Source organism: Roseococcus sp. YIM B11640, from assembly GCF_049727625.1.
Taxonomy (GTDB): Bacteria; Pseudomonadota; Alphaproteobacteria; order Acetobacterales; family Acetobacteraceae; genus Roseococcus.
This window is the reverse complement of record NZ_JBBJOZ010000003.1, coordinates 1-18908: the sequence shown is the minus strand read 5'-3', so window position 1 is coordinate 18908 and position 18908 is coordinate 1. Positions and strand designations below refer to the sequence as shown.

24 protein-coding genes and 1 tRNA gene are annotated in these 18908 nt (G+C 69.4%); 14 read left to right on the top strand and 11 right to left on the bottom strand.

All coding sequences use genetic code 11. The features are described from left to right. Positions 1-7 precede the first annotated feature (7 nt). Positions 8-1018 (bottom strand): bile acid:sodium symporter family protein, encoded by a 1011-nt coding sequence (locus WJM96_RS13990; protein ID WP_424813129.1) that lies wholly within the window; start codon positions 1016-1018, stop codon positions 8-10. Positions 1019-1095: 77 nt separating this feature from the next. Between WJM96_RS13990 and WJM96_RS13985 the strand changes: the two genes are divergently transcribed. Then, complete coding sequence (locus WJM96_RS13985) at positions 1096-1947, top strand: LysR family transcriptional regulator (protein ID WP_424813128.1); 852 nt, start codon at positions 1096-1098, stop codon at positions 1945-1947. A gap of 71 nt (positions 1948-2018) precedes the next feature. After that, entirely contained in the window at positions 2019-2300 is a 282-nt protein-coding gene (locus tag WJM96_RS13980) for a hypothetical protein (RefSeq protein ID WP_424813127.1), read from the top strand. On the opposite strand, the gene glmS is transcribed toward WJM96_RS13980, so the two are convergent. Together glmS and glmU are read right to left on the bottom strand one after the other, a co-directional pair. Continuing rightward, on the bottom strand, positions 2301-4124 hold the full coding sequence (glmS, locus tag WJM96_RS13975; protein WP_424813126.1) for a glutamine--fructose-6-phosphate transaminase (isomerizing): 1824 nt from the start codon (positions 4122-4124) through the stop codon (positions 2301-2303). Position 4125: 1 nt separating this feature from the next. Further along, on the bottom strand, positions 4126-5421 hold the full coding sequence (gene glmU / locus WJM96_RS13970) for a bifunctional UDP-N-acetylglucosamine diphosphorylase/glucosamine-1-phosphate N-acetyltransferase GlmU (protein ID WP_424813125.1): 1296 nt from the start codon (positions 5419-5421) through the stop codon (positions 4126-4128). Positions 5422-5514: 93 nt separating this feature from the next. Between glmU and WJM96_RS13965 the strand changes: the two genes are divergently transcribed. Continuing rightward, positions 5515-6141, top strand: coding sequence for an HAD-IA family hydrolase (locus WJM96_RS13965; protein WP_424813124.1), 627 nt, complete (start codon positions 5515-5517; stop codon positions 6139-6141). On the opposite strand, the gene WJM96_RS13960 is transcribed toward WJM96_RS13965, so the two are convergent. After that, positions 6138-6890, bottom strand: a complete 753-nt coding sequence (locus WJM96_RS13960) for a DUF3108 domain-containing protein (protein WP_424813123.1) — start codon at positions 6888-6890, stop codon at positions 6138-6140. The genes WJM96_RS13965 and WJM96_RS13960 overlap by 4 nt on opposite strands. A gap of 84 nt (positions 6891-6974) precedes the next feature. On the opposite strand from WJM96_RS13960, the gene WJM96_RS13955 reads away from it, so the two are divergent. The 4 genes from WJM96_RS13955 to WJM96_RS13940 all read left to right on the top strand — a co-directional run bounded on the left by WJM96_RS13955 (position 6975) and on the right by WJM96_RS13940 (position 8534). After that, a tRNA-Val gene (locus WJM96_RS13955) sits at positions 6975-7049 on the top strand. Between the two features lie 244 nt (positions 7050-7293). Beyond that, positions 7294-7908: a class I SAM-dependent methyltransferase gene (locus WJM96_RS13950; protein WP_424813122.1), complete on the top strand. Its 615-nt coding sequence runs from the start codon at positions 7294-7296 to the stop codon at positions 7906-7908. A gap of 13 nt (positions 7909-7921) precedes the next feature. Further along, the gene (locus WJM96_RS13945; protein WP_424813121.1) at positions 7922-8146 is read left to right on the top strand and encodes a hypothetical protein; all 225 of its coding nucleotides are present in this window, start codon (positions 7922-7924) and stop codon (positions 8144-8146) included. Positions 8147-8201: 55 nt separating this feature from the next. Beyond that, positions 8202-8534 carry a hypothetical protein gene (locus WJM96_RS13940; protein ID WP_424813120.1) on the top strand — a complete coding sequence of 111 codons (333 nt, stop codon included), beginning with the start codon at positions 8202-8204 and terminating at the stop codon, positions 8532-8534. A 60-nt stretch (positions 8535-8594) separates the two neighbouring features. Here WJM96_RS13940 and WJM96_RS13935 read toward each other — a convergent pair whose 3' ends face one another. Genes WJM96_RS13935 through WJM96_RS13915 form a run of 5 tightly spaced genes read right to left on the bottom strand, consistent with a single transcriptional unit; the run spans position 8595 to position 13744 of the window. After that, complete coding sequence (locus tag WJM96_RS13935; RefSeq protein WP_424813119.1) at positions 8595-10625, bottom strand: TonB-dependent receptor; 2031 nt, start codon at positions 10623-10625, stop codon at positions 8595-8597. 50 nt (positions 10626-10675) lie between these two features. Further along, entirely contained in the window at positions 10676-11110 is a 435-nt protein-coding gene (nikR, locus tag WJM96_RS13930) for a nickel-responsive transcriptional regulator NikR (protein WP_424813118.1), read from the bottom strand. A 47-nt stretch (positions 11111-11157) separates the two neighbouring features. Continuing rightward, on the bottom strand, positions 11158-12159 hold the full coding sequence (locus tag WJM96_RS13925; protein ID WP_424813117.1) for a hypothetical protein: 1002 nt from the start codon (positions 12157-12159) through the stop codon (positions 11158-11160). Between the two features lie 34 nt (positions 12160-12193). Further along, the gene (locus tag WJM96_RS13920) at positions 12194-13177 is read right to left on the bottom strand and encodes a M48 family metallopeptidase (RefSeq protein ID WP_424813116.1); all 984 of its coding nucleotides are present in this window, start codon (positions 13175-13177) and stop codon (positions 12194-12196) included. Positions 13178-13186: 9 nt separating this feature from the next. Then, positions 13187-13744: a LemA family protein gene (locus WJM96_RS13915; protein ID WP_424813115.1), complete on the bottom strand. Its 558-nt coding sequence runs from the start codon at positions 13742-13744 to the stop codon at positions 13187-13189. A 162-nt stretch (positions 13745-13906) separates the two neighbouring features. On the opposite strand from WJM96_RS13915, the gene rpmE reads away from it, so the two are divergent. Beyond that, the gene (rpmE, locus tag WJM96_RS13910; RefSeq protein WP_424813114.1) at positions 13907-14134 is read left to right on the top strand and encodes a 50S ribosomal protein L31; all 228 of its coding nucleotides are present in this window, start codon (positions 13907-13909) and stop codon (positions 14132-14134) included. A gap of 228 nt (positions 14135-14362) precedes the next feature. Further along, the gene (locus WJM96_RS13905) at positions 14363-14821 is read left to right on the top strand and encodes an Hsp20 family protein (protein ID WP_424813113.1); all 459 of its coding nucleotides are present in this window, start codon (positions 14363-14365) and stop codon (positions 14819-14821) included. Positions 14822-14850: 29 nt separating this feature from the next. Here the strand turns inward: WJM96_RS13905 and WJM96_RS13900 are convergent, their stop codons facing one another. After that, positions 14851-15042, bottom strand: coding sequence for a DUF1192 family protein (locus tag WJM96_RS13900; protein WP_424813112.1), 192 nt, complete (start codon positions 15040-15042; stop codon positions 14851-14853). A gap of 131 nt (positions 15043-15173) precedes the next feature. On the opposite strand from WJM96_RS13900, the gene WJM96_RS13895 reads away from it, so the two are divergent. Further along, complete coding sequence (locus tag WJM96_RS13895) at positions 15174-15755, top strand: DUF1013 domain-containing protein (RefSeq protein ID WP_424813111.1); 582 nt, start codon at positions 15174-15176, stop codon at positions 15753-15755. Positions 15756-15770: 15 nt separating this feature from the next. On the opposite strand, the gene WJM96_RS13890 is transcribed toward WJM96_RS13895, so the two are convergent. Continuing rightward, a complete protein-coding gene (locus tag WJM96_RS13890; RefSeq protein ID WP_424813110.1) occupies positions 15771-15941 on the bottom strand; it encodes a YdcH family protein in 171 nt (56 codons plus the stop codon). 181 nt (positions 15942-16122) lie between these two features. Here WJM96_RS13890 and WJM96_RS13885 point away from each other — a divergent pair, with 181 nt between their 5' ends. The 4 genes from WJM96_RS13885 to WJM96_RS13870 all read left to right on the top strand — a co-directional run. Further along, a complete protein-coding gene (locus WJM96_RS13885) occupies positions 16123-16323 on the top strand; it encodes a YdcH family protein (RefSeq protein ID WP_424813597.1) in 201 nt (66 codons plus the stop codon). Next, positions 16323-16820 carry a 5-(carboxyamino)imidazole ribonucleotide mutase gene (gene purE, locus WJM96_RS13880; protein WP_424813109.1) on the top strand — a complete coding sequence of 166 codons (498 nt, stop codon included), beginning with the start codon at positions 16323-16325 and terminating at the stop codon, positions 16818-16820. Before WJM96_RS13885 ends, purE begins: the two co-directional genes overlap by 1 nt. Further along, positions 16807-17940 carry a 5-(carboxyamino)imidazole ribonucleotide synthase gene (locus tag WJM96_RS13875; RefSeq protein WP_424813108.1) on the top strand — a complete coding sequence of 378 codons (1134 nt, stop codon included), beginning with the start codon at positions 16807-16809 and terminating at the stop codon, positions 17938-17940. Before purE ends, WJM96_RS13875 begins: the two co-directional genes overlap by 14 nt. A gap of 182 nt (positions 17941-18122) precedes the next feature. Then, positions 18123-18908: outer membrane protein (locus tag WJM96_RS13870; protein ID WP_424813107.1), on the top strand; the 786-nt coding region annotated here is incomplete at its 3' end.

Below are 18908 nucleotides of genomic sequence, written 5' to 3'. Positions count from 1 at the left end.
GCCGGTTTCAGGGCGCCAGCGCGCGGCGCGCAGCCAAGCCGCCGGAGGCGGCGCCCGGCGCCTCAGGGCAGGAAACATATCGCTTCGCCAGCCAGGCGCAGACCATCAACTGCATTTGATGGAAGAGCATCAGCGGCAGCACGACCAGGCCGACCTGGCTGCCGGCGAAGATCACGCTCGCCATCGGCAGGCCGCTCGCGAGGCTCTTCTTGGAGCCGCAGAAGACCAGGACGATCTCGTCCGCGCGAGAGAAGCCGAGGCGCCGGGCCAGCCACATGGTCAGGCCCAGCACGGCGCCCAGCAGCGCCGCGCAGACCAGCAGCAGGACCGCGAGCTGCCCCGCATCCAGCCGGTGCCAGATGCCGCTGGTGACGCCCTCGCTGAAGGCCACGTAGACCACCATCAGGATGGAGAGCCGGTCCATCCGCCCCAGGATCCCCCGGTGGCGCTGCGCCCAGGCGCCGAGGCGCGGCCGCAGCGCCTGCCCGAGCGCGAAGGGCAGGAAGAGCTGCATCGCGAGATCGCCCAGCACGCCCAGCGAGATGCCGGCGCCCGCCCCATGCATCAGCAGCGCCACCAGCGCCGGCGTCAGCAGGATGCCGAGGAGGTTGGAGGCCGAGGCGCTGCACACCGCCGCCGCGACATTGCCGCGCGCGATGGAGGTGAAGGCGATGGAGGACTGCACGGTGGAAGGCAGCACGCAGAGGAAGAGCACGCCCGCATAGAGCTCCGGCGCCAGCACGGCCTCCGGCAGCAGCCCCAGCGCCAGCCCCAGCATCGGGAAGAGCACGAAGCTGGAGCCCAGCACGGCCAGGTGCAGCTTCCATTGCCGCAGCCCGTCCAGCGCCGCGCGCGGCGCGAGCCGCAGCCCGTAGAGGAAGAAGAGGAAGGCGATGGCGAGCTTGGCGGCCCAGCCCGCGGCCTCCGCCCCCTGCCCATGCGCGGGCAGGACCGAGGCGAGGCCCACCGTGCCGATCAGGGCGAGGACAAAACCGTCGATGGGAAGGCGGAACTTCATGCGGTCAATCTGCGCCCGCTTGGCCCTATCCTGAAGTCCGATTACCGTGCTCACTGTCATCACGAAATGCGATCACCATGCTGGACCCCGTGCTTCTCCGCAGCTTCCAGGCCGTGGCCGAGCTGCGCGGCTTCTCGGCCGCCGCGCAGCAGCTGGGGCTGCGGCAATCCACGGTCAGCGGCCATGTCCGCAGGCTGGAGGAAGCCTGTGGCCGCCGCCTCTTCCTGCGCGACACCCACCGCGTCCGCCTGACGCCGGATGGCGAGGCCATGCTGGGCTTCGCCCGCTCGGTGCTGGATACCGAGGCTCGCGCCCGGCGCCATTTCACCTCCGGCAAGCTTCGGGGAAAGCTGCGCTTCGGCGCCTCGGAGGACGTGCTGCTCCAGGGCCTGCCCGAGATCCTGCGCGACTTCACGCGGGAGAATCCGCGCGTGGACCTGGAGCTCACGGTCGGCCAGAGCGGCGCGCTCCATGCGCTGCTGGCCGAAGGCGCCCTCGATCTCGTCTTCGCCAAGCGCCCCGAAGGCGATGCGCGCGGCCGGGGCGTCTGGAAGGAGCCGCTGGTCTGGATCGCCCGGCCCGGCTTCGCGCCCGACCCGGCGGAGCCCCTGCCCCTCATCCTGCTCGCGCCCCCCAGCATCACGCGGCTGCGGGTGCTGGAGGCGATGGAGCGGGAGGGCCGCGCCTGGCGCCTCGTCTGCAGCAGCAGCACGCAGACGGGCGTGGATGCGGCGGCTCTCGCGGGCCTCGGCGTGGCGCCGCACGCGGCGAGCCTGGTGCCGGCGGGGCTGGAGATCCTGTCGGGCCCGGGCCTGCCGAGCCTGGGCGAGGTGGAATTCGTCGTCACGGGCGCGCGGCGGGGCCCCGCACTGGCCCTCTCGGCACTCATCGAGGCGAGCGGAGACCGGCTCCGGCGGCCGAGCGCCTAGAAACCATCCGCCGGCCGCAGGCGTTCCTCCTGAAAGCCATCGGCCGGGCCGAGCCCCGCCGGGAGGACACCATGAAAGCCTGGATGCCCCTGGCCGCCGTGCTGATCGGCGGCGCAGCCTTCGCGCAGCCCCCGCCTCCGCCGGTCACGCCGCCGGAACGGCTTGAACCGGCGCCGCGCCCCCCGGCCGAGCCCCAGGTTCCGCCCGGCCCTGCGGATCGCGGCGTCATTCGCCCGCCGCAGGTCGATCCGGGCATCCACGCACCCACGGTGCCGGACCCCGACCCGAAAACCACGCCCGTGATCCCTCCACCCGGCTCGCCGGGAGGAGCCCCGCGGATCGTGCCGCGCTAGCTACTCGACGGTGACGCTCTTCGCGAGGTTTCGCGGCTGGTCCACATCGGTGCCCTTCAGCGCGGCGACGTGATAGGCCAGCAGCTGCACGGGAATGGCGTAGAGGATGGGCTGCGCGAAGGGATCGATCTCCGGCAGCACGATCACCTTCTCCGCGAAGCGCTCCAGGCTCGGGGCGCCGGCCGCATCGGTGAAGGCCATGATCCGCCCGCCGCGCGCCGAAGCCTCCTGCAGGTTGGACAGCGTCTTCTCGTAGAGCGGGCCCGAGGGGCAGATGGCGATCACCGGCACCTGGCTGTCGATCAGCGCGATGGGGCCGTGCTTCATCTCGCCGGCCGCATATCCCTCCGCGTGGATGTAGCTGATCTCCTTCAGCTTCAGCGCGCCCTCCATCGCGATCGGGAAGAGCGAACCGCGGCCGAGGAACAGCACGTCCCGCGCCTTGGCGACCTCGGCCGCCAGCGCGTGGATCTCGGCGTCGCGGTCCAGCACCTCGGCAGCCTTGTGGGGCACTTCCAGCAGCGCCTTGGTCAGCCGGCCCTCGTCCATGGTGGTCAGCTCGCGCCGCTTCCGGCCGAAGCCGATCGCGAGGCAGGCCAGGACCGAGAGCTGCGCCGTGAAGGCCTTGGTGGAGGCGACGCCGATCTCGGGGCCCGCCACCGTCAGCACGGCCGCGTCGCTCTCGCGCGCCATGCTGCTTTCCGGCACGTTCACGACCGAGAGCACGCTCTGCCCCTTCTCGCGCAGCAGCTTGAGCGCGGCCATGGTGTCGGCCGTCTCGCCCGACTGGCTGACGAGGATGGCCGCACCGCCCTCGGGCAGCGGCGGGTCGCGGTAGCGCAGTTCGCTGGCCACATCCGCATCGACGGGAATGCGCGCCAGCTGCTCGAACCAGTAGCGGCCGACCTGGCCCGCCAGGAAGGCGCTGCCGCAGGCGGTGATGGTCAGGCGCGGCACCTTCACGGGGTCGAAGGGCAGGCGCGGCAGGTTCACTTCCAGCGTACGCGGATCGAGATACTGGCGCAGCGTGTCGCCGATCACGGCCGGATGCTCGTGGAGCTCCTTCTCCATGAAGTGGCGGTAGTTGCCCTTGCCGGTCGCGGCGCCGGAGACGGCGGTGGTGCGGATCTGGCGCGAGACGGGCTGATCGTCGATGTCGAAGAAATGCGCGCCGTCCTGGTCCAGGACGGCCCAGTCGCCCTCCTCCAGATAGGCGATGCGGCGCGTGAGCGGGGCGAGCGCCATGGCGTCGGAGCCCACGAACATCTCGCCCTCGCCGAAGCCGATGGCGAGCGGCGCGCCCTGCCGCGCGGCGATGAGCTTCTTGTGCTCGCCGGCGAACATCATCGCCACGGCAAAGGCGCCATGGACACGCTTGAGCGCGGCGGCGGCGGCCTGCTCGGGCGCGAGGCCCTCGCTCAGCAGCTGGTCGAGCAGGCGGCAGAAAGTCTCGGTGTCCGTCTCGGTCTCGAAGACCTGGCCTTGCTTCTCGAGCTCCGCGCGCAGCTCGGCGTAGTTCTCGAAGATGCCGTTGTGGACGACGGCGACGCGCTCCGTCGCATGCGGATGCGCATTGCGCTCGACCGGCGCGCCATGCGTGGCCCAACGCGTGTGGCCGATGCCGGTGGTGCCGGGCAGCGGCTGCGCCTCCAGCACGGCGGCGAGGTTGCCGAGCTTGCCCTCGGCGCGCCGCCGCTCGACATGGCCGTTCACCAGCGTCGCGATGCCCGCGCTGTCATAGCCGCGATACTCCAGCCGCTTCAGCGCATCGAGCAGGCGCGGCGCGGCGTCCTCGCGCCCGATGACTCCGACGATCCCGCACATGCTACTTCCCCTTCACCCCACGGCCGGGCTTGTTGACCTGGCGCCCCCGCGCGATGGCCAGCGAATCCTCCGGCACGTCCTCCGTCACCACCGATCCCGCGGCCGTGATCGCTCGCGCGCCCACGCGCACCGGCGCCACCAGCGCCGTGTCGCTGCCGATGAAGGCGCCGGCGCCGATCTCGGTGCGGTGCTTGTTCACGCCGTCGTAGTTGCAGGTGATGGTGCCCGCGCCGATATTCGCGGCCGCGCCGACGGTGACATCGCCCAGATAGGTCAGGTGGTTCGCCTTGGCGCCCGCGCCGAGATGCGCCGCCTTCAGTTCCACGAAATTGCCGACATGTGCGCCCTCGCCCACCTCGGTCGCCGGCCGCAGCCGCGCATAGGGCCCGATGATGGCGCCGCGCCGCACCACGCATTGCTCCAGATGGCTGAAGGCGCGGATCGCGACCTCGTCCTCCACCGTGACACCCGGCGCGAAGACCACGTTCGGGTCCACCACCACGTCGCGGCCGAGCTTCGTGTCCCAGCTCAGCGTGACGCTCGCGGGCTGCACCAGCGTGGCGCCGCTCAGCATCGCGGCCTCGCGAAGGCGGGCCTGGACCTCGGCCTCGGCGGTCGCGAGCTCCACGCGGCTGTTGATGCCGCGAAGCTCCGCCTCGGGCGCTTCCACGGCCTGCACGCGGCGCCCTTCGCCGTGCGCGGCCGCGACCACGTCGGTCAGGTAGTATTCGCCCTGGCGGTTGGCATTGCCGAGCCCGGACAGCCAGCGCGAGAGATCCGTCCAGGCCGCGCAGACCACGCCGGCGTTGCAGAGGCCGATGGCGCGCTCCTCCTCGCTCGCATCCGCCCATTCGACGATGCGCGTCACGGCGCCGGTCGCGTCCTGCACCACGCGGCCGTATTTCGCGGGGTCGCCCGGGCGCATCGCCAGCAGCGCGAGATCCGCATCCGAGCGCGCGGCGACGAGGCGCTCCAGCGTCGCGGTCGTGATCAGCGGGTTATCGCCGTAGAGCACGGCGGCATCGCCGGCGAAGCCCTCCAGCAGCGGCGCGGCCATCCGCGCGGCATGGCCGGTTCCCAGGCGCTCCGCCTGGATCACGGAGGCATGCGGCGCCACGGCGCGCTCCAGCTCCGGCATGCCGGGGCCGGCGACGACGATGATGCGGTCGAAGACCGGCTCCGCCGCCGCGATGAGGTGATTGATCATCGGCCGCCCGGCGAGCTTGTGCATCACCTTGGGCATCGCCGATTTCATGCGGGTGCCCTGCCCCGCCGCAAGAATGATGGCCACGCGCATGCCCCTGGCCTAGCCGCCCGGCCCACCGCACCGCAAGCCCGCCCCGGCTGACGCTTTCTTGCCGGGCGTTTCGAGGCGGATTAGTGAGCCCCCATGCCTCTCGCGATCTTCGACCTGGACGGCACGCTGGTGAACAGCGCGCCCGATCTGCAGGTCGCCCTCAACCACGTCATGGCCCGGCAGGGCCTGGCGCCCTTTTCCGTCCCCGAAGTCGCCCTCATGGTCGGCGACGGGGCGCGCGCCCTGCTGGTGAAGGCCTTCGCCGCGCGCGGCCTTCCGCTGGTCGAGGCGGAGGTGAAGCTCTTCCTCGAGGATTACGAGGCGCATAGCGCCGTGCTCACCCGCCCCTACCCCGGCATCGTGGAGACGCTGGAGCGCCTTGGCATCGAGGGCTGGCAGACGGCCATCTGCACCAACAAGCCCATCGCGGCGACCTGGGCCCTGCTCGGCGCGCTGCGGATCGGGGGCTATTTCGACCTGGTGGTGGGCGGCGACAGCCTGCCCGTCCGCAAGCCCGACCCGGGCCATGTGCGCGGGGTACTGACGCAGCTGGGCGTCGATCCCATGGATGCGGTCATGATCGGCGACCACCAGAACGACATCCGCGCCGGCAGCGGGGCGGAGGTCCGCACCGTCTTCGCCGCCTGGGGCTATGGCGAGGGCACGGGCGCCGACATGGTGGCCGAGACCCCGGCTGACCTGCCCAAGCTGCTGCTCTAGGTCCGGGAAAGCCCCACGAGGGTGACCTGCAGGGTGCCCCACCAACGGCTCGGCAATTCGATCCGGATGGGGAGCAAGGGCGCCCCCGGCTCCCGCGGCGGGGCAAAGTGGACGATGCTCCGCATGACGCGGGCATCCTCCGGCCGTTCGACCGGAAGGCCGCCCACGATGCGGCTTTCGATCACGCAGCTCGGCAAGCCGCCGCTATCGGCCTGCCGCACGGCATCGGTGGCGACCGTGAGCTCGGTCAGGCGCCTTCCGTCGAAGATGCGGGCCCGCCCGTCGCAGCGACTGGTTTCCCGCACCTGGCGGGCCAGCTGCACCATGGCCGAAAGCGAATCGAGCGTGCCGGGAAGCGCCTCGGTGGGGATCGGCGTTCGCTCCATGTCCTGCTGGGGATCCAGGACGGTGACGCGCGGCGTGCCATCCGCGGCATAGTCGATCTGCGTCCGGCGCGGGGTTCCGCGCCAATTGCCCTGGCTGCGGTGCTGGAGGGGCCGGGGCAGGCTTCCGCGCCAGGCGCCCTCGCTGCGGGCGACCTGTTCGCCACGGAAGAAGATGGTCGCGAGGCCACGCGGGCGGGTGCGGGTTTCGACGAAGTAGCGGGCGCCCGGCCTGTCCATGTCGAAGGCGACCTGGGCCTCCATCAGGGGGATGCCGGCGGCGGTGAAAAGGTATCCAGCCTGCCACACCTCAGCGCTTGCCGGACCGGCGGCCAGGAGCAGGGCGAGGGTGGCGGATCGAAGCATGCGAAACAATTGGCCACGCGCATGTCTTTCCGCAACCTCGTCTTGACACCCGGCGGCATCGGCTTCAAAGGGGGCGCCGCGGATGGGCGCGTAGCTCAGCGGGAGAGCACTGCCTTCACACGGCAGGGGTCACAGGTTCAATCCCTGTCGCGCCCACCATCCGACATCTTACATTTCGATGGGCTGGTTACCGCGACGTCATGCGGTGCTTTTCCGCCACCTCGAATCGTCCCCCCGCTTCCCTGAAATAACGATCTGCTGTTCTATGATCGCAAGGCCTTCGGCCTCGCGCCCTGAGCAGACACGCGTCACCAAAGCAAAGAAATTCATAATAGATAATATATTTCTTATGACAGGGGATCTGGAAATGGACGAAACTCCACTCCGGCAAACATTGTTCTCCATGGCACAGGGCCTGTCCTCATGGCATCAGGCCGGAAATCTGCCGCCGAGAGTCGTCGATTTTCTATGGAACGCCATAGATCTTCACTTTCCCGGAGGCCTCAATCTTTCTGTCGAAACGGGATGCGGCCTGTCTACACTCATGCTGGATCACAAAAGTCAGCATCATATTTGCTTCACGATCGGCGAAAACGACAATAGCCTCCAAAGCGTCAAAGCATCCGGCATCTTCAAAGGGGAAAATACCCAATTCGTTTTGGGTCCGTCACAGAAGACGCTCCACGATTTGCCCGATATCATCCGCGACAAGACTGGAGATGCCGGCAACAAGATCGATTTCGCGCTCATCGACGGCGCGCACGCCTATCCCTTCGTCGAGATGGACTACTGGCATATATATCCCTATTTGAATTCTTGGTCTCTTCTCGCAGTCGATGATATACATATCCCCACAATCACCAGATTTTACGAATTTCTTCGTGAAGAAGATATGTTCGATTTCTATGGAGTGATCCAGAACACGGCGCTTTTCGTTCGAAACGCGACGGAAATTTTCGATCCGTATGGCGACGGGTGGGAACGGCAGGGGTTCAACAAGCGCCACTTCAAGCCATAGCGGGGAACCAGACATGCCGGATCCAGGAACCATCGACCTGAAGATCGGCAGCGAAATGCTCGCCGCCATCGAGCGCGCCGCCAGGCGCGCGGGGATGACGGAGGCCGCTTGGGTGCAGCAGGCGCTCGCCCGCGCTCTCATGGAGGGTGAGCGGGAGCCGCTTGAGGTCGGCCCGGAGGACGAGGCTCGCGGGGGCCGCGAGGCGCCCTTCCCGCCGGCACGCCAGGTCGACGACTGAAACCTAGGGCGAGCTTAACCGTTCTTCATTCGACGGAATGAAAAGGACGGAACGGATGAAACGCCCCTTCACCCCCTATCTTCTTGCCGGCCTGCTCGCGCTGCCGGTCGCGGCCTTCGCCCAGGGCGGCAGCAGCGACACGCCGCGCCCGCCCGGCTCCGACCCCAGCGCCACTGTCAGCCGACAGACGGGCATGCCTTCCGCGCCCCCGGGTTCGACCGGAAACCCGACGGGCACCCCTTCCGGGCGAGCGCCTGACCCCGCCCCCAATATGGCTGTCACCCCGGCCCGGCCCGGCTCCGCGGCCCGTCAGGATCCCGGCGGCCCGGCCATCCCCGGCCAGGTCTCCCCGGGCGCGCCCAATGCTCCGGGTTCCCGCACGAACTGACGTCCGGGTCTCGAAGCGGCGCCGGGTCGCCCCCAAGCGGGCGGCCCGGCGTTTCCATGTTCAGAGCGGAATGCTCAGCGTGAACCGGAAGGCCGTGGGCTCCGTCGGATGGATATGCCGGTCCGCGACGCCCACGGCCTCGGACCTCAGCCGCGACGTATAGAAATACTCGATCTGATTGGCGCGGGCGTTGAAGGCGTTCAGCAAGTCGAGCTGCGCCGTCATGCCGTTCTCGAAGCGGTAGCCGACCCGGCCATTCACCAGCGTTGAGGCCGCCGCGCGGACGCTGTTGTCCTCGACGAGCGGCCTCGCGCCGAAATACCGCAGCCGAGCCGTGCCAAACCAGCCGGGCCCGCCGGTGCCGAAACTCGCGCCGGCCGAGGCGATCACCTCGGGCGCGCCGGGAATGCGGTCGCCGGCGGGATCGTCATCGGTGAAGCGCGCGCGCGTGGCCGCGATATCCGCATCGAGCGACAGCCACGGCGTCACCTGCCAGCGGTTCGTCAGCTCGACGCCGATGCGGCGCGACGGACGGCTCGCCTCGGTGGTGCCCGCATCGCCGACGAAGACGATCTCGGAGGCGAGATCGAGCACGAAGACGGCCAGGCTGCTCTCGAACCCCTCCGCCCAGCGGGTCCGCGCGCCGATCTCCGCGCCCTTGCTGCGGACCAGGAGCGGCACGCGCGACAGCGTCGTCAGCCGGTCCGTCGGATCGACCGAGATGGTGGCGCCGCGCAGGTCATTGCTGTGATAGCCCGTGCCCGCGTTGAGAAAGAGCTCGGTCGAGCGCCAGGGGCCGAGCACCAGCCCGAATTTGGGGCTCACCAGGGCATCCGAGGCGCGGCCGGAATTCTCCGGCAGGAGGCTGCTCACCCGGCCGCCCGCCGCGTCCACCCGCAGGCCGACCGTGGCCCGCAGCCACTCCGTGGCGCGCAGCGTCGCATCGCTCCAGAGCCCGATGCTGCCCTGGCGCACCGCGTCCGTCCGCACGGTGGAGAGCGGCGCCCGCGCCTCGGTCCGCCGCAGCGCCAGGGCGATGTCGTCGTAGCGACCCTGCACGCCGATCCGCGTCTCGAGCGCCCGGCCCCAGACCTGGCCCGGCATGGTGTGGCTGACATCGAAGCCCGTCACCCACCGGCGGTCCTGCTGGCGGAACTGGTCGCCATGCTCCGGATCGTCGAGGAAGTAGGTGAAGTTGTTGAAGAGACTGAGCGTCGAGCGGACCACATAGGCGCTGGCGCGCAGCGTGCCGCTCGACATCTGCCGGTGCCAGTTGGCCGAGAGACTGTAGCGTTGGGTCTCGCCGCCATCCGTCGGGTCCATGGTCCCGTACCGTGAGATGATCCCTTCGGAGACCGCGCGCGCCGGGATCTGGTCCGTAGCGCTCCATCGCCCCGAGTAAGCCATGGCAGTGACGGTGAAGCCCTCGGCCGTGCCGCCCTGGCTGTAGCGCGCGATGCCGTTAATCCGGCGAAGCTCGTCGGGCCGCCGCCATGGACCGTCATAGCCCGCCGCTTCGCCCGCCAGCAGCAGGCGGCCGGCGCCCAGGTTGAAGCTGCCCATGGCGAGGGCGCGCCAATAGCCGAAGCTGCCGCCCGTGAGCTGCAGGACGGGCCGCGGCAGCGTGTCGCGCAAGGTGAGATCGAGCGCGCCTGCGCTGCCGAAATCCCCCACATCGGCGAAGTAGGGCCCCTTCCGGACGCGCATGCCGCCCAGCAGTTCCGGGATGAGGAAGTTCAGGTCCGTATAGCCCTGCCCATGCCCGTGCGTCGGCATGTTGAGCGGCATGCCGTCCAGCGTGATGGCGAGGTCGGTGCCGTGGTCGAGGTTGAAGCCGCGCAGGAAATACTGGTTCGCCTTCCCCTCGCCGCTGTGCTGCGTGACGATGAGGCCAGGCGCCGCCTCCAGCACCTCGGCCGGCCGGGTGACCGGGCGGGACAGGAGCTCATTCCCCGTGACGCGGACTTCGCTGGCCGAGGCCGGGTCCGCCATCGCGGGCGCCACGATCGGCACCTCCGGCAGACGAATTTCCTGCGCCCAGGCCATCCCCGGCCACAGCGCTACCGCCCATACCCAAACCTGCCGCGCCAATCTCGCCTCCGAATCGCTCCGGGGACGTCAGCAGATTTCTTATAAACTTCCTACTTGTGGGGCTTGTGCGGGGGGTGCGCATGCCCCTCCACCGGAACGAGATGGAGGTGGCCGAGCCGCACGCCGCGCTGCGTCACCATGCTGTCGCCGAATTCCCGCACCGCCGCCACGGGCCCCTTGAGCACCGCGACCTCCAGGCATTCGGCGTGGTCCAGATGCACGTGCAGCGTCGCGACCGTCAGGTCGTGGTGATCGTGCTGCGCGGTGGTGAGGCGGCGCGCCAGGTCGCGCGTCTCGTGCTCATAGACGTAGCTGAGCGCGGCCACGCAGGGGGCGCTGGCATCGGCCTGCATCTCCTCTCGCGCGGCGGTCTCCCGCAGGATGTCGCGGATGGCCTCGGAGCGGCTCGAATAGCCCCGCCCCTCGCCGAAGCGGTCGATGAAGTCGAGCAGCGCGTCGTCGAGGCTGATCGTGATGCGCTGCATGAGCGTCCTCCGCTGAGTCGGCGGCCATCTTCGCCCATCGCGGCGGATTAGCCGAGCGCCGCGAGCTCCCGCTCGAGAGCCGCGATCTCCTCGCGCGTCTGGCGCAGATAGGCGTCGCGTTGCGCGACCTCGCCCGGGGTCTTCAGCTTCCAGCCATGGGCGGTGGAAATGTCCTGACGCTTCCGGCGGATGACCTCGCGCAGATCGCTCCGGCGCTGCGCGCGCTCGGGCGGCTCGGGCGGGGGCTCCGCCCCGGGCTCGTCGGCCTGGACGATGGGCGGGCTCTCCGGTTCCGGCGGTGGCCAGAGCGCGCGCGAGGCGGCGATCGCCTCGAACAGGCGGATCAGCGCCGACCATCGCAACCTGGCGAGGCGCACGGCCGCGCGGCCGTCGGCGCCGCCGCCGCGCAGGCTCGCGCCGCCCCGGCCCATCGCTTCGGCGCGCTCGCGGAAGGCCTTCCGCGCAAGCTTGCCGTAGCCCTGCTCCAGGAAGCTCTCGACGTCGGAGAGGCCGGGATGATGCAGCAGCGATAAGCGATGCCGCCGCCACGCCCACATCACCTCGCGCGCCGCGCAGCGCGCCGTGAAGCGCTCCATCGCCGAGCGGCTGAAGCCCTCGGCCAGCCAGTCCCAGCCCCAGGCCCAGTGATAGAGGAGGTAGAAGCCGCCCTCGTACAGCCAGCCGGGCACGGCGGGCACCCGGAAGAGGAGCCAGGCCGGACCCGCCAGCAGCGCGAGCAGGTCGGGCCGCCAAGCCGCGGGCACCGCGCCCGTCAGCACTTGGCCCAGCCCCCAGAAGAAGGTGCCCGCCACCAGCCCGTCCAGCCCCAGCCCGGCCAGCACGCCGAGCTTTCCCGCGATCTTGCGCGCGGAGGGCGGCGGCCGGACGAAAGGCGCGCTGGGCGCGGCCGGGTGCCGGGGCGCCTGGAGCATGCCTCGGGAGAGCTCCAGCAACTCACGGACATCGCCCCGGCGCTCGGCGAGGCCACTGAGCTCCAGAAGCTCGACCAGCCGCCGAAGCTCCTCCCTGGCACCGTCCTCGGACTGCATGCTGCCAGGATCGGCCCGGATGGTTACCGGAAGCTTAAATGGCGCGCGCCCAGGGGCCGGCCGTCGGGACCGGCGTCGGGCCGGGGTCCCGGCCGCCCGCGAAGCGCACCAGCGCCTGCACCCGATCCTCGATCGGCGGATGCGTCGCCCAATAGCGGGCGCCGAGGCTGAGCTTGTCGTCGTCGAAGAACATGGCCCGCACCTGGCTCGGCACCTCGGGCATGGAGGAATGGCCCTGGATCTTCCGCAGCGCGCCGATCATCGCGTCCGGATCGCCGGTGATCTGCACAGCCGAGGCATCGGCCTGGAACTCGCGGTTCCGGCTCAGGGCGAAGCGCAGCGCGACCCCGAGCCCCGAGGCAACCAGGATCAGCACGATGCCGATGATCGTCGCGAGCCCGCCTCCCCGGCGGTCGCCGCCCGAGATGCGGAAGCGCGTGCGCATGATCATCTCCGCGACCAGGCTCATGATCCCCGCGAAGATGGCCGCGATCACGCCCAGCCGCGCATCGCCGTTGCGGATATGCGCGAGCTCGTGCGCCAGCACCCCCCGCAGCTCCGCGGGGCTGAGGGCGTTCATGAGCCCCCGCGTCACCGTGACCGCGCCGTCGCGCCGCCGCAGCCCCGAGGCGAAGGCGTTCATCGCCTCCGTCTCGATGACGGCCAGCCGCGGCATCGCCTCGCCCCGGCTGATGCAGAGTTCCTCCATCATGTTCCACAGGGCGGGCTCGCTGCGGCGGTCCACTTCCTTCGCGCCGGTGAGCCCGTCGATGATGCGCTGGTGCAGGCCCCAGGCGACGGCGAACCAGACCGCGGCGATCGCGGAGCCCGCGGCGAGAAAGACCGGCATCTGCCGGATGGCGATGTAGATGGTCTTGCCCAGCGGCCGGTCGCCATCGGCCGCGATCAGGCTGAAGCCGAAGAGAAAGAGCGCGAGCAGCACGGGAAAGCCCGCCAGCAGCAGCGCGCAGCGCCAGTTGTTGTTCCACACATGCGTGCTGAGGCCGATGGCACGCATGCGGGCTCCTTAGAACTTCACGGCCGGGACGGACTGCACCGCCTCGCGCTCCGATTCCGGCACCGCGTAGTACTCCACGGAATGGAAGCCCATGTTGCTGGCGATGAACACTGCGGGGAACTGCAGCCGCGCCGTGTTGTACTCCTGGGCCGAGTTGTTGAAGAACCGCCGCGCGGCCGCGATCTTGTTCTCGAGGTCGCCGAGTTCGGATTGCAGCTGGCGGAAGCCCGCATCGGCCTTCAGGTCGGGGTAGGATTCCGCCAGCGCGAAGATGCGGCCGAGCTGCGCCGTCAGCGCGCCTTCGGCCTTGCCGATCGCATCCGGGGACTGGGCGGAGGCCGCGACGTTGCGGGCCTTCACCACGGCATCGAGCGTCTTGCTCTCATGGGCCGCGTATCCCTTCACCGTCTCCACGAGATTGGGGATCAAGTCGTGCCGCTGCTTGAGCTGGACCTCGATGTCCGACCAGGACTGGTTCGTCACCTGCCGGAGGGCGACGAGGCGGTTGTAAACGACCATCAACCAGATCAGCAGCAGTACGACGACTGCCGGAATCGCCCACTCCATCACGTCCCCCTCTTAGATGGACGGCAGGTTAGACCGGCGAGGCGCGCCGGGGGAATGCCCTCGCATGGCTCTCATGACTTGCGCCGGGGAGCCCGATGGCCTACACGCCGCCGACCCACGGCCGGACGCCATCGCGCCTGCCGCATCCCGAAAGCCCGCGCCATGAAGCCCGATACCCATCCCGCCTACCACGAGCTGACCATCATCATGACGGACGGCACGACCTTCAAGACTCGCACCGCGGGCGGTAAGCCGGGCGAGACGCTCCGCCTCGACATCGACCCCAAGAGCCATCCGGCCTGGACGGGCGTGCAGCGCATCATGGACACGGGCGGCCAGGTCGCGAAGTTCAACAAGAAGTTTGCGGGCATCGGCCTCCGCAAGGGCTGATCCTCGCCTCCACCTTTGGGGGAGCCGGAAAACCGCCCGGGGCCACTGGCCTTGGGCGGTTTTTTTATTTCGGCTCGTGATGCGGGTTGAATTGGCCGGCGCGATTTTCCATCTTCGGGCTGCCAGGGCGCCGTGAACGGGCCGTGGCGCGGATCCGAAGCCGCATCGCCCATCGGGGATGCCGGCGACGGAATGCTCGACTGAACCTTGCTAAAGCAGGAGGTTTTGATGAACGCGATCGATTTTTCCCCTCTCTTCCGCACCGCCATCGGCTTCGACCGCGTGGCCCGGCTTCTGGACGGCGTGCGCGCGCAGGCCGATACCCAGGCCTATCCGCCCTACAACATCGAAGCGACGGGCGAGGACAGCTATGTCCTGACCATGGCCGTGGCGGGCTTCGGCCCCGGCGACATCGAGATGGTGGTCCGCGACGACACCCTCGTGGTCACCGGCAAGGCGCCGCAGGCCCAGGAACAGGAGCGCCGCTACATCCATCGCGGCATTGCCGGCCGCGCCTTCGAGCGCCGCTTCGTGCTCGCCGACCATCTGGTGGTCCAGGGCGCGCGGATGGAGAACGGCCTGCTGCACGTCGCCCTGAAGCGTGAGGTGCCCGAGGCCCTGAAGCCCCGCCGCATCGAGATCGAGACCGGCGCGCAGCGTCAGCTCGAGTTGCCGCAGGCGGCCTGAGCAAAGGGGGCCGGCGGTTTCGCCGGCCCCTACTCCACTTTCCTGAAGAAGGCGTCCGCCGCCGCCCGCTGATGCGAGCGCGCGGCGATCGCTTGTTCGGCCCGGGCGATCTCGGCCTTGAGATCCTCGATATAGGCGCGGAGCTCGTTCTCGGCCCATTCGGCCAGGGCAGCCGGCTCCAGGCGGCGGGAGGCCCGCGGCCTCGGCTCCTCGTCGAACATCGGCGCCTTCCTCCTTTCGCATCCGGACCGTCAGGCCTATCGGGGCTTGGCCCAGGCCGGACGTGCCACTATAGGGCATGCAGAATCCGGGCGAGTGCCCGATCGCGCACCCCACCCCATGGAAGCTTGACATGGCCCAGCCGCCCCTGATGCCCAAGGCAACCGCCGTGTGGCTGATCGAGAAGACCTCCCTCTCCTTCGAGCAGATCGCCGATTTCGTCCAGATGCACCCGCTCGAGGTCCAGGCCATCGCGGATGGCGAGGTCGCGCAGGGCATCATCGGATACGACCCGGTCGCCAACGGCCAGGTGACGCGCGAGGACATCCTGCGCTGCGAGGCCGACCCGGCCGGGCGCCTGAACCTCGCCCCCAATGCCATCCCCGCGTCGAAGGGCCGCGGCAAGGGCGGCCGCTATACGCCGGTCGCCAAGCGCAACGACCGGCCGGACGGCATCGCCTGGCTGCTGCGGAACCATCCCGAGCTGACCGAGGCACAGGTGGCGAAGCTGGTGGGCACCACCAAGGAGACGATCCAGAAGGTGCGCGATCGCACCCACTGGAACAGCGCGAACATCAAGCCGCGCGACCCCGTCATCCTGGGCCTGTGCAGCCAGGGCGCGCTGAACGCCGCGGTGACGGCGGCGCAGGAACGGCTCCGGGCCGAGGGCCTGGCCATCCCCACGCCGCTGCCGACCCCGCTCGAGACCGAGTGAGGCTGCCGGGGAAGCTCAGTTCGCCCGGCGCAGCTTCTCCATTTCTTCCTTGAGTTGCAGCTTTTCGCGCTTCAGCCGCTGCAGGGCTTGATCATCGGGTCGAGGGCGCGAGCCCTCGGAGGCGATCCTGAGTTCAAGTTCGGCGTGACGGGTTTCCAGGGCACGAACCCTCGGCGCATGCAGCATCCAGTGGCTCCCTATCTGGGGATCGCCCTGGGTGGAAACGCCCAGGGCGTCGCCGGTTGTGCGACCTGTTGCGGCCGCATCCAGACATGCTATCCCGATCCTGCCGGGCATGGGGAGCGAAATCGCGCTCTCCATGAACCCGGTCCCGAACCCCACCCGCAACAGGATGGCGGCCCGATTGATGCTGGCAGACCAAGAAGCCTTGTTTCGCCGTCTGCATGAGCTGCGTAGCGAACACCGCGACCTCGACACCGTGATCTCGCGCCTGGAAACGGGCGTCGGCGATCAATTGCAGATGCAGCGCCTCAAGAAGCGCAAGCTGAAGCTGAAGGACGAGATCGCCTGGCTGGAGGGGCAGTTGCTGCCCGACATTATCGCCTGATGCCTCACGACAAAGATTCCGCGCCGCGCGTCGGCGTGATCATGGGAAGCCGTTCCGACTGGGAAACCATGCGCCATGCGGACGAGACGCTCACCGCGCTCGGCATCGCGCATGAGTGCAAGGTCGTCTCCGCGCACCGCACGCCGGTCCGGCTTTACGAATATGCGAGCGCGGCGCGCGGCCGCGGCATCAAGGTCATCATCGCCGGCGCCGGCGGCGCGGCTCACCTGCCCGGCATGGCCGCCAGCATGACGCCCCTGCCCGTCCTGGGCGTGCCGGTCGAAAGCCACGCGCTGAAGGGCATGGATTCGCTGCTCTCCATCGCGCAGATGCCGGGCGGCGTCCCGGTCGGCACGCTGGCCATCGGCAAGGCGGGGGCTATCAATGCCGCCCTTCTCGCCGCTTCCATCCTCGCGCTCTCCGATCCGGACCTGGCCGGCCGTCTCGATGCCTGGCGCGCCGCCCAGACCGAGGGAGTTCCGCATGACCCGGTCTGATGGGGTGCGGGTGCCGCTCGGCGGCACCATCGGCATCCTCGGCGGCGGTCAGCTCGGCCGGATGAGTGCCATGGCCGCCGCGCGGCTCGGCTTCCGCACCCACGTCTTCGCGCCCGAGGCCGATTCGCCGGGCATGCAGGTGGCGACGTCCCATACGGTCGCCGCCTATGACGACGTGGCGGCGCTGCACCGCTTCGCCGACGCGGTCGATATCGTGACATTCGAGTTCGAGAACGTTCCGGCAGCGACACTGGAGGCGCTGGAAGGCCGCGCCACCTGCCGCCCCGGGATCCGGGCCCTCTCCATCTGCCAGGACCGCCTGGCTGAGAAGCGCTTTCTAGAGGAAGCCGGGGTTCGCGTTGCGCCCTGGCGCGAGGTCCGCACCGAGTCGGATCTGCATGCCGCGCTGGCCGAGATCGGCCTGCCCGCCGTGCTCAAGACGACGCGGATGGGATATGACGGCCGCGGCCAGGCCGTGATCCGCGAGCCGGGCGACGCCGCCCCCGCTTTCGCTCGCCTGGCACCCAAGCCCTTGATTCTCGAAGCCTTCGTCCCCTTCGCGGCCGAGATCTCCGCGATCGCGGCCCGCGGGGTGACGGGCGAGGTCGCCGTCTACGACGCCATCGAGAACCGTCACCGTCACCACATTCTCGACCTCTCCTTCGCACCCGCCCGGCTTTCCGCCGAGGCCTCGGCCCTGGCGCGCGACAATGCCGCCCGGGTGGCGGAAGCCCTCGATCTCGTCGGAGTCGTGGCGCTGGAGATGTTCCTCCTGCCGGATGGCAGCGTGCTGGGGAACGAAATCGCGCCGCGGCCGCATAATTCCGGCCACTGGACGATGGACGCCTGCCTCTGCGGCCAGTTCGAGCAGCATGTGCGGGCCGTGGCCGGGCTGCCTCTGGGCAATCCCGCCCGCCACGCGGATGCGGTGATGCGCAATCTCGTCGGCCCCGAAGGGCTGGAAGCCTGGCCCGGTCTCGTCGCGCAGAGGGGTGTGGTGGCCCATTGGTACGGCAAGGAAGAAGCGCGGACGGGCAGAAAACTGGGGCACGCCAACCGCCTCCTGCCGCTCGGCAGCCTCCGCGAGTTGAGCGACACCGAGGCCCTCGGGGGGCTTTAGGCTGCTGTGGCAATTTGACCCGCAGGCCTGTGGCGCGGCGGCCACAGATCGGGGCAATTCCCAGCAGGGGTGATGCTTTAGGGTCAGACCAGTGTTAGGTTGCAGCCACGCAGCGAGGAATCGCGCCTCAAGCACCGCGCCGCGACCGAACAAACGAGTTTAGATTCGTAAGGAGAACGAGGATGAGCCTCAAGAAGGCCCTTTTGGCTGCGACCGTTCTGTCGCTGCCCGTGGCCGCCCAGGCCCAGGCGCCGATCAGCGGCCTGTACATCGCTGGTGGCGTGGGCGCGAACTACCGCGTGCCGAGCGACACCGGTCTGACGATCAGCAACAACACGGTCAACGCTGCCGTCCGCGGCAACTACGACGTGAAGACCGAGTGGGGCTACACCGCTCTCGGCAGCATCGGCTGGGGCTTCGGCAACGGCCTCCGCGTCGAGCTCGAGGGTAACTACCGCAACAACAGCATCCGCAACATCGTCGGCACGTACGGCAATGGTGGCACGATCCACCAGTACGGCGCGATGGCGAATGCCCTGTACGACTTCAACCTCGGCCTGAACCCGGCCGGTGTGAGCGTCACGCCGTACCTCGGCGTCGGCGTCGGCTACGTGTTCAGCGACTGGCGCAATGTCGGCGGCCGCGTGAACAACTCGCTGCGCCTCCGCACGGACGACCGCGACGGTCAGTTCGCCTATCAGGGCATCGCCGGTCTGGCTTTCGGCCTCGACGCCGTGGTCCCTGGCCTGGCGCTGACGACCGAGTACCGCTTCATGGGCACGCTTGAGCCCGAGCTGAACACGGTCGCCCTGGCGAACAACGGTGCGCCGCTCGGCGCCGGCAACTACAAGCCGACCAACTACAACCACTCGGTCCTCGTCGGTCTGCGCTACGCGTTCAACGCGCCGCGCCCGGCTCCGGTGGTGGCGGCTCCGGCCCCGGCTCCGGCTCCGGCCCGTACCTTCCTC

Excerpts from the sequence above, each read along its gene's own strand:
- WJM96_RS13990 (WP_424813129.1), bottom strand. The coding sequence starts at position 1,018 with ATGAAGTTCCGCCTTCCCATCGACGGTTTTGTCCTCGCCCTGATCGGC.
- WJM96_RS13985 (WP_424813128.1), top strand. The coding sequence starts at position 1,096 with ATGCTGGACCCCGTGCTTCTCCGCAGCTTCCAGGCCGTGGCCGAGCTG.
- WJM96_RS13980 (WP_424813127.1), top strand. The coding sequence starts at position 2,019 with ATGAAAGCCTGGATGCCCCTGGCCGCCGTGCTGATCGGCGGCGCAGCC.
- glmS (WP_424813126.1), bottom strand. The coding sequence starts at position 4,124 with ATGTGCGGGATCGTCGGAGTCATCGGGCGCGAGGACGCCGCGCCGCGC.
- glmU (WP_424813125.1), bottom strand. The coding sequence starts at position 5,421 with ATGCGCGTGGCCATCATTCTTGCGGCGGGGCAGGGCACCCGCATGAAA.
- WJM96_RS13965 (WP_424813124.1), top strand. The coding sequence starts at position 5,515 with ATGCCTCTCGCGATCTTCGACCTGGACGGCACGCTGGTGAACAGCGCG.
- WJM96_RS13960 (WP_424813123.1), bottom strand. The coding sequence starts at position 6,890 with ATGCTTCGATCCGCCACCCTCGCCCTGCTCCTGGCCGCCGGTCCGGCA.
- WJM96_RS13950 (WP_424813122.1), top strand. The coding sequence starts at position 7,294 with ATGGCACAGGGCCTGTCCTCATGGCATCAGGCCGGAAATCTGCCGCCG.
- WJM96_RS13945 (WP_424813121.1), top strand. The coding sequence starts at position 7,922 with ATGCCGGATCCAGGAACCATCGACCTGAAGATCGGCAGCGAAATGCTC.
- WJM96_RS13940 (WP_424813120.1), top strand. The coding sequence starts at position 8,202 with ATGAAACGCCCCTTCACCCCCTATCTTCTTGCCGGCCTGCTCGCGCTG.
- nikR (WP_424813118.1), bottom strand. The coding sequence starts at position 11,110 with ATGCAGCGCATCACGATCAGCCTCGACGACGCGCTGCTCGACTTCATC.
- WJM96_RS13925 (WP_424813117.1), bottom strand. The coding sequence starts at position 12,159 with ATGCAGTCCGAGGACGGTGCCAGGGAGGAGCTTCGGCGGCTGGTCGAG.
- WJM96_RS13920 (WP_424813116.1), bottom strand. The coding sequence starts at position 13,177 with ATGCGTGCCATCGGCCTCAGCACGCATGTGTGGAACAACAACTGGCGC.
- WJM96_RS13915 (WP_424813115.1), bottom strand. The coding sequence starts at position 13,744 with ATGGAGTGGGCGATTCCGGCAGTCGTCGTACTGCTGCTGATCTGGTTG.
- rpmE (WP_424813114.1), top strand. The coding sequence starts at position 13,907 with ATGAAGCCCGATACCCATCCCGCCTACCACGAGCTGACCATCATCATG.
- WJM96_RS13905 (WP_424813113.1), top strand. The coding sequence starts at position 14,363 with ATGAACGCGATCGATTTTTCCCCTCTCTTCCGCACCGCCATCGGCTTC.
- WJM96_RS13900 (WP_424813112.1), bottom strand. The coding sequence starts at position 15,042 with ATGTTCGACGAGGAGCCGAGGCCGCGGGCCTCCCGCCGCCTGGAGCCG.
- WJM96_RS13895 (WP_424813111.1), top strand. The coding sequence starts at position 15,174 with ATGGCCCAGCCGCCCCTGATGCCCAAGGCAACCGCCGTGTGGCTGATC.
- WJM96_RS13890 (WP_424813110.1), bottom strand. The coding sequence starts at position 15,941 with ATGCTGCATGCGCCGAGGGTTCGTGCCCTGGAAACCCGTCACGCCGAA.
- WJM96_RS13885 (WP_424813597.1), top strand. The coding sequence starts at position 16,123 with ATGCTGGCAGACCAAGAAGCCTTGTTTCGCCGTCTGCATGAGCTGCGT.
- purE (WP_424813109.1), top strand. The coding sequence starts at position 16,323 with ATGCCTCACGACAAAGATTCCGCGCCGCGCGTCGGCGTGATCATGGGA.
- WJM96_RS13875 (WP_424813108.1), top strand. The coding sequence starts at position 16,807 with ATGACCCGGTCTGATGGGGTGCGGGTGCCGCTCGGCGGCACCATCGGC.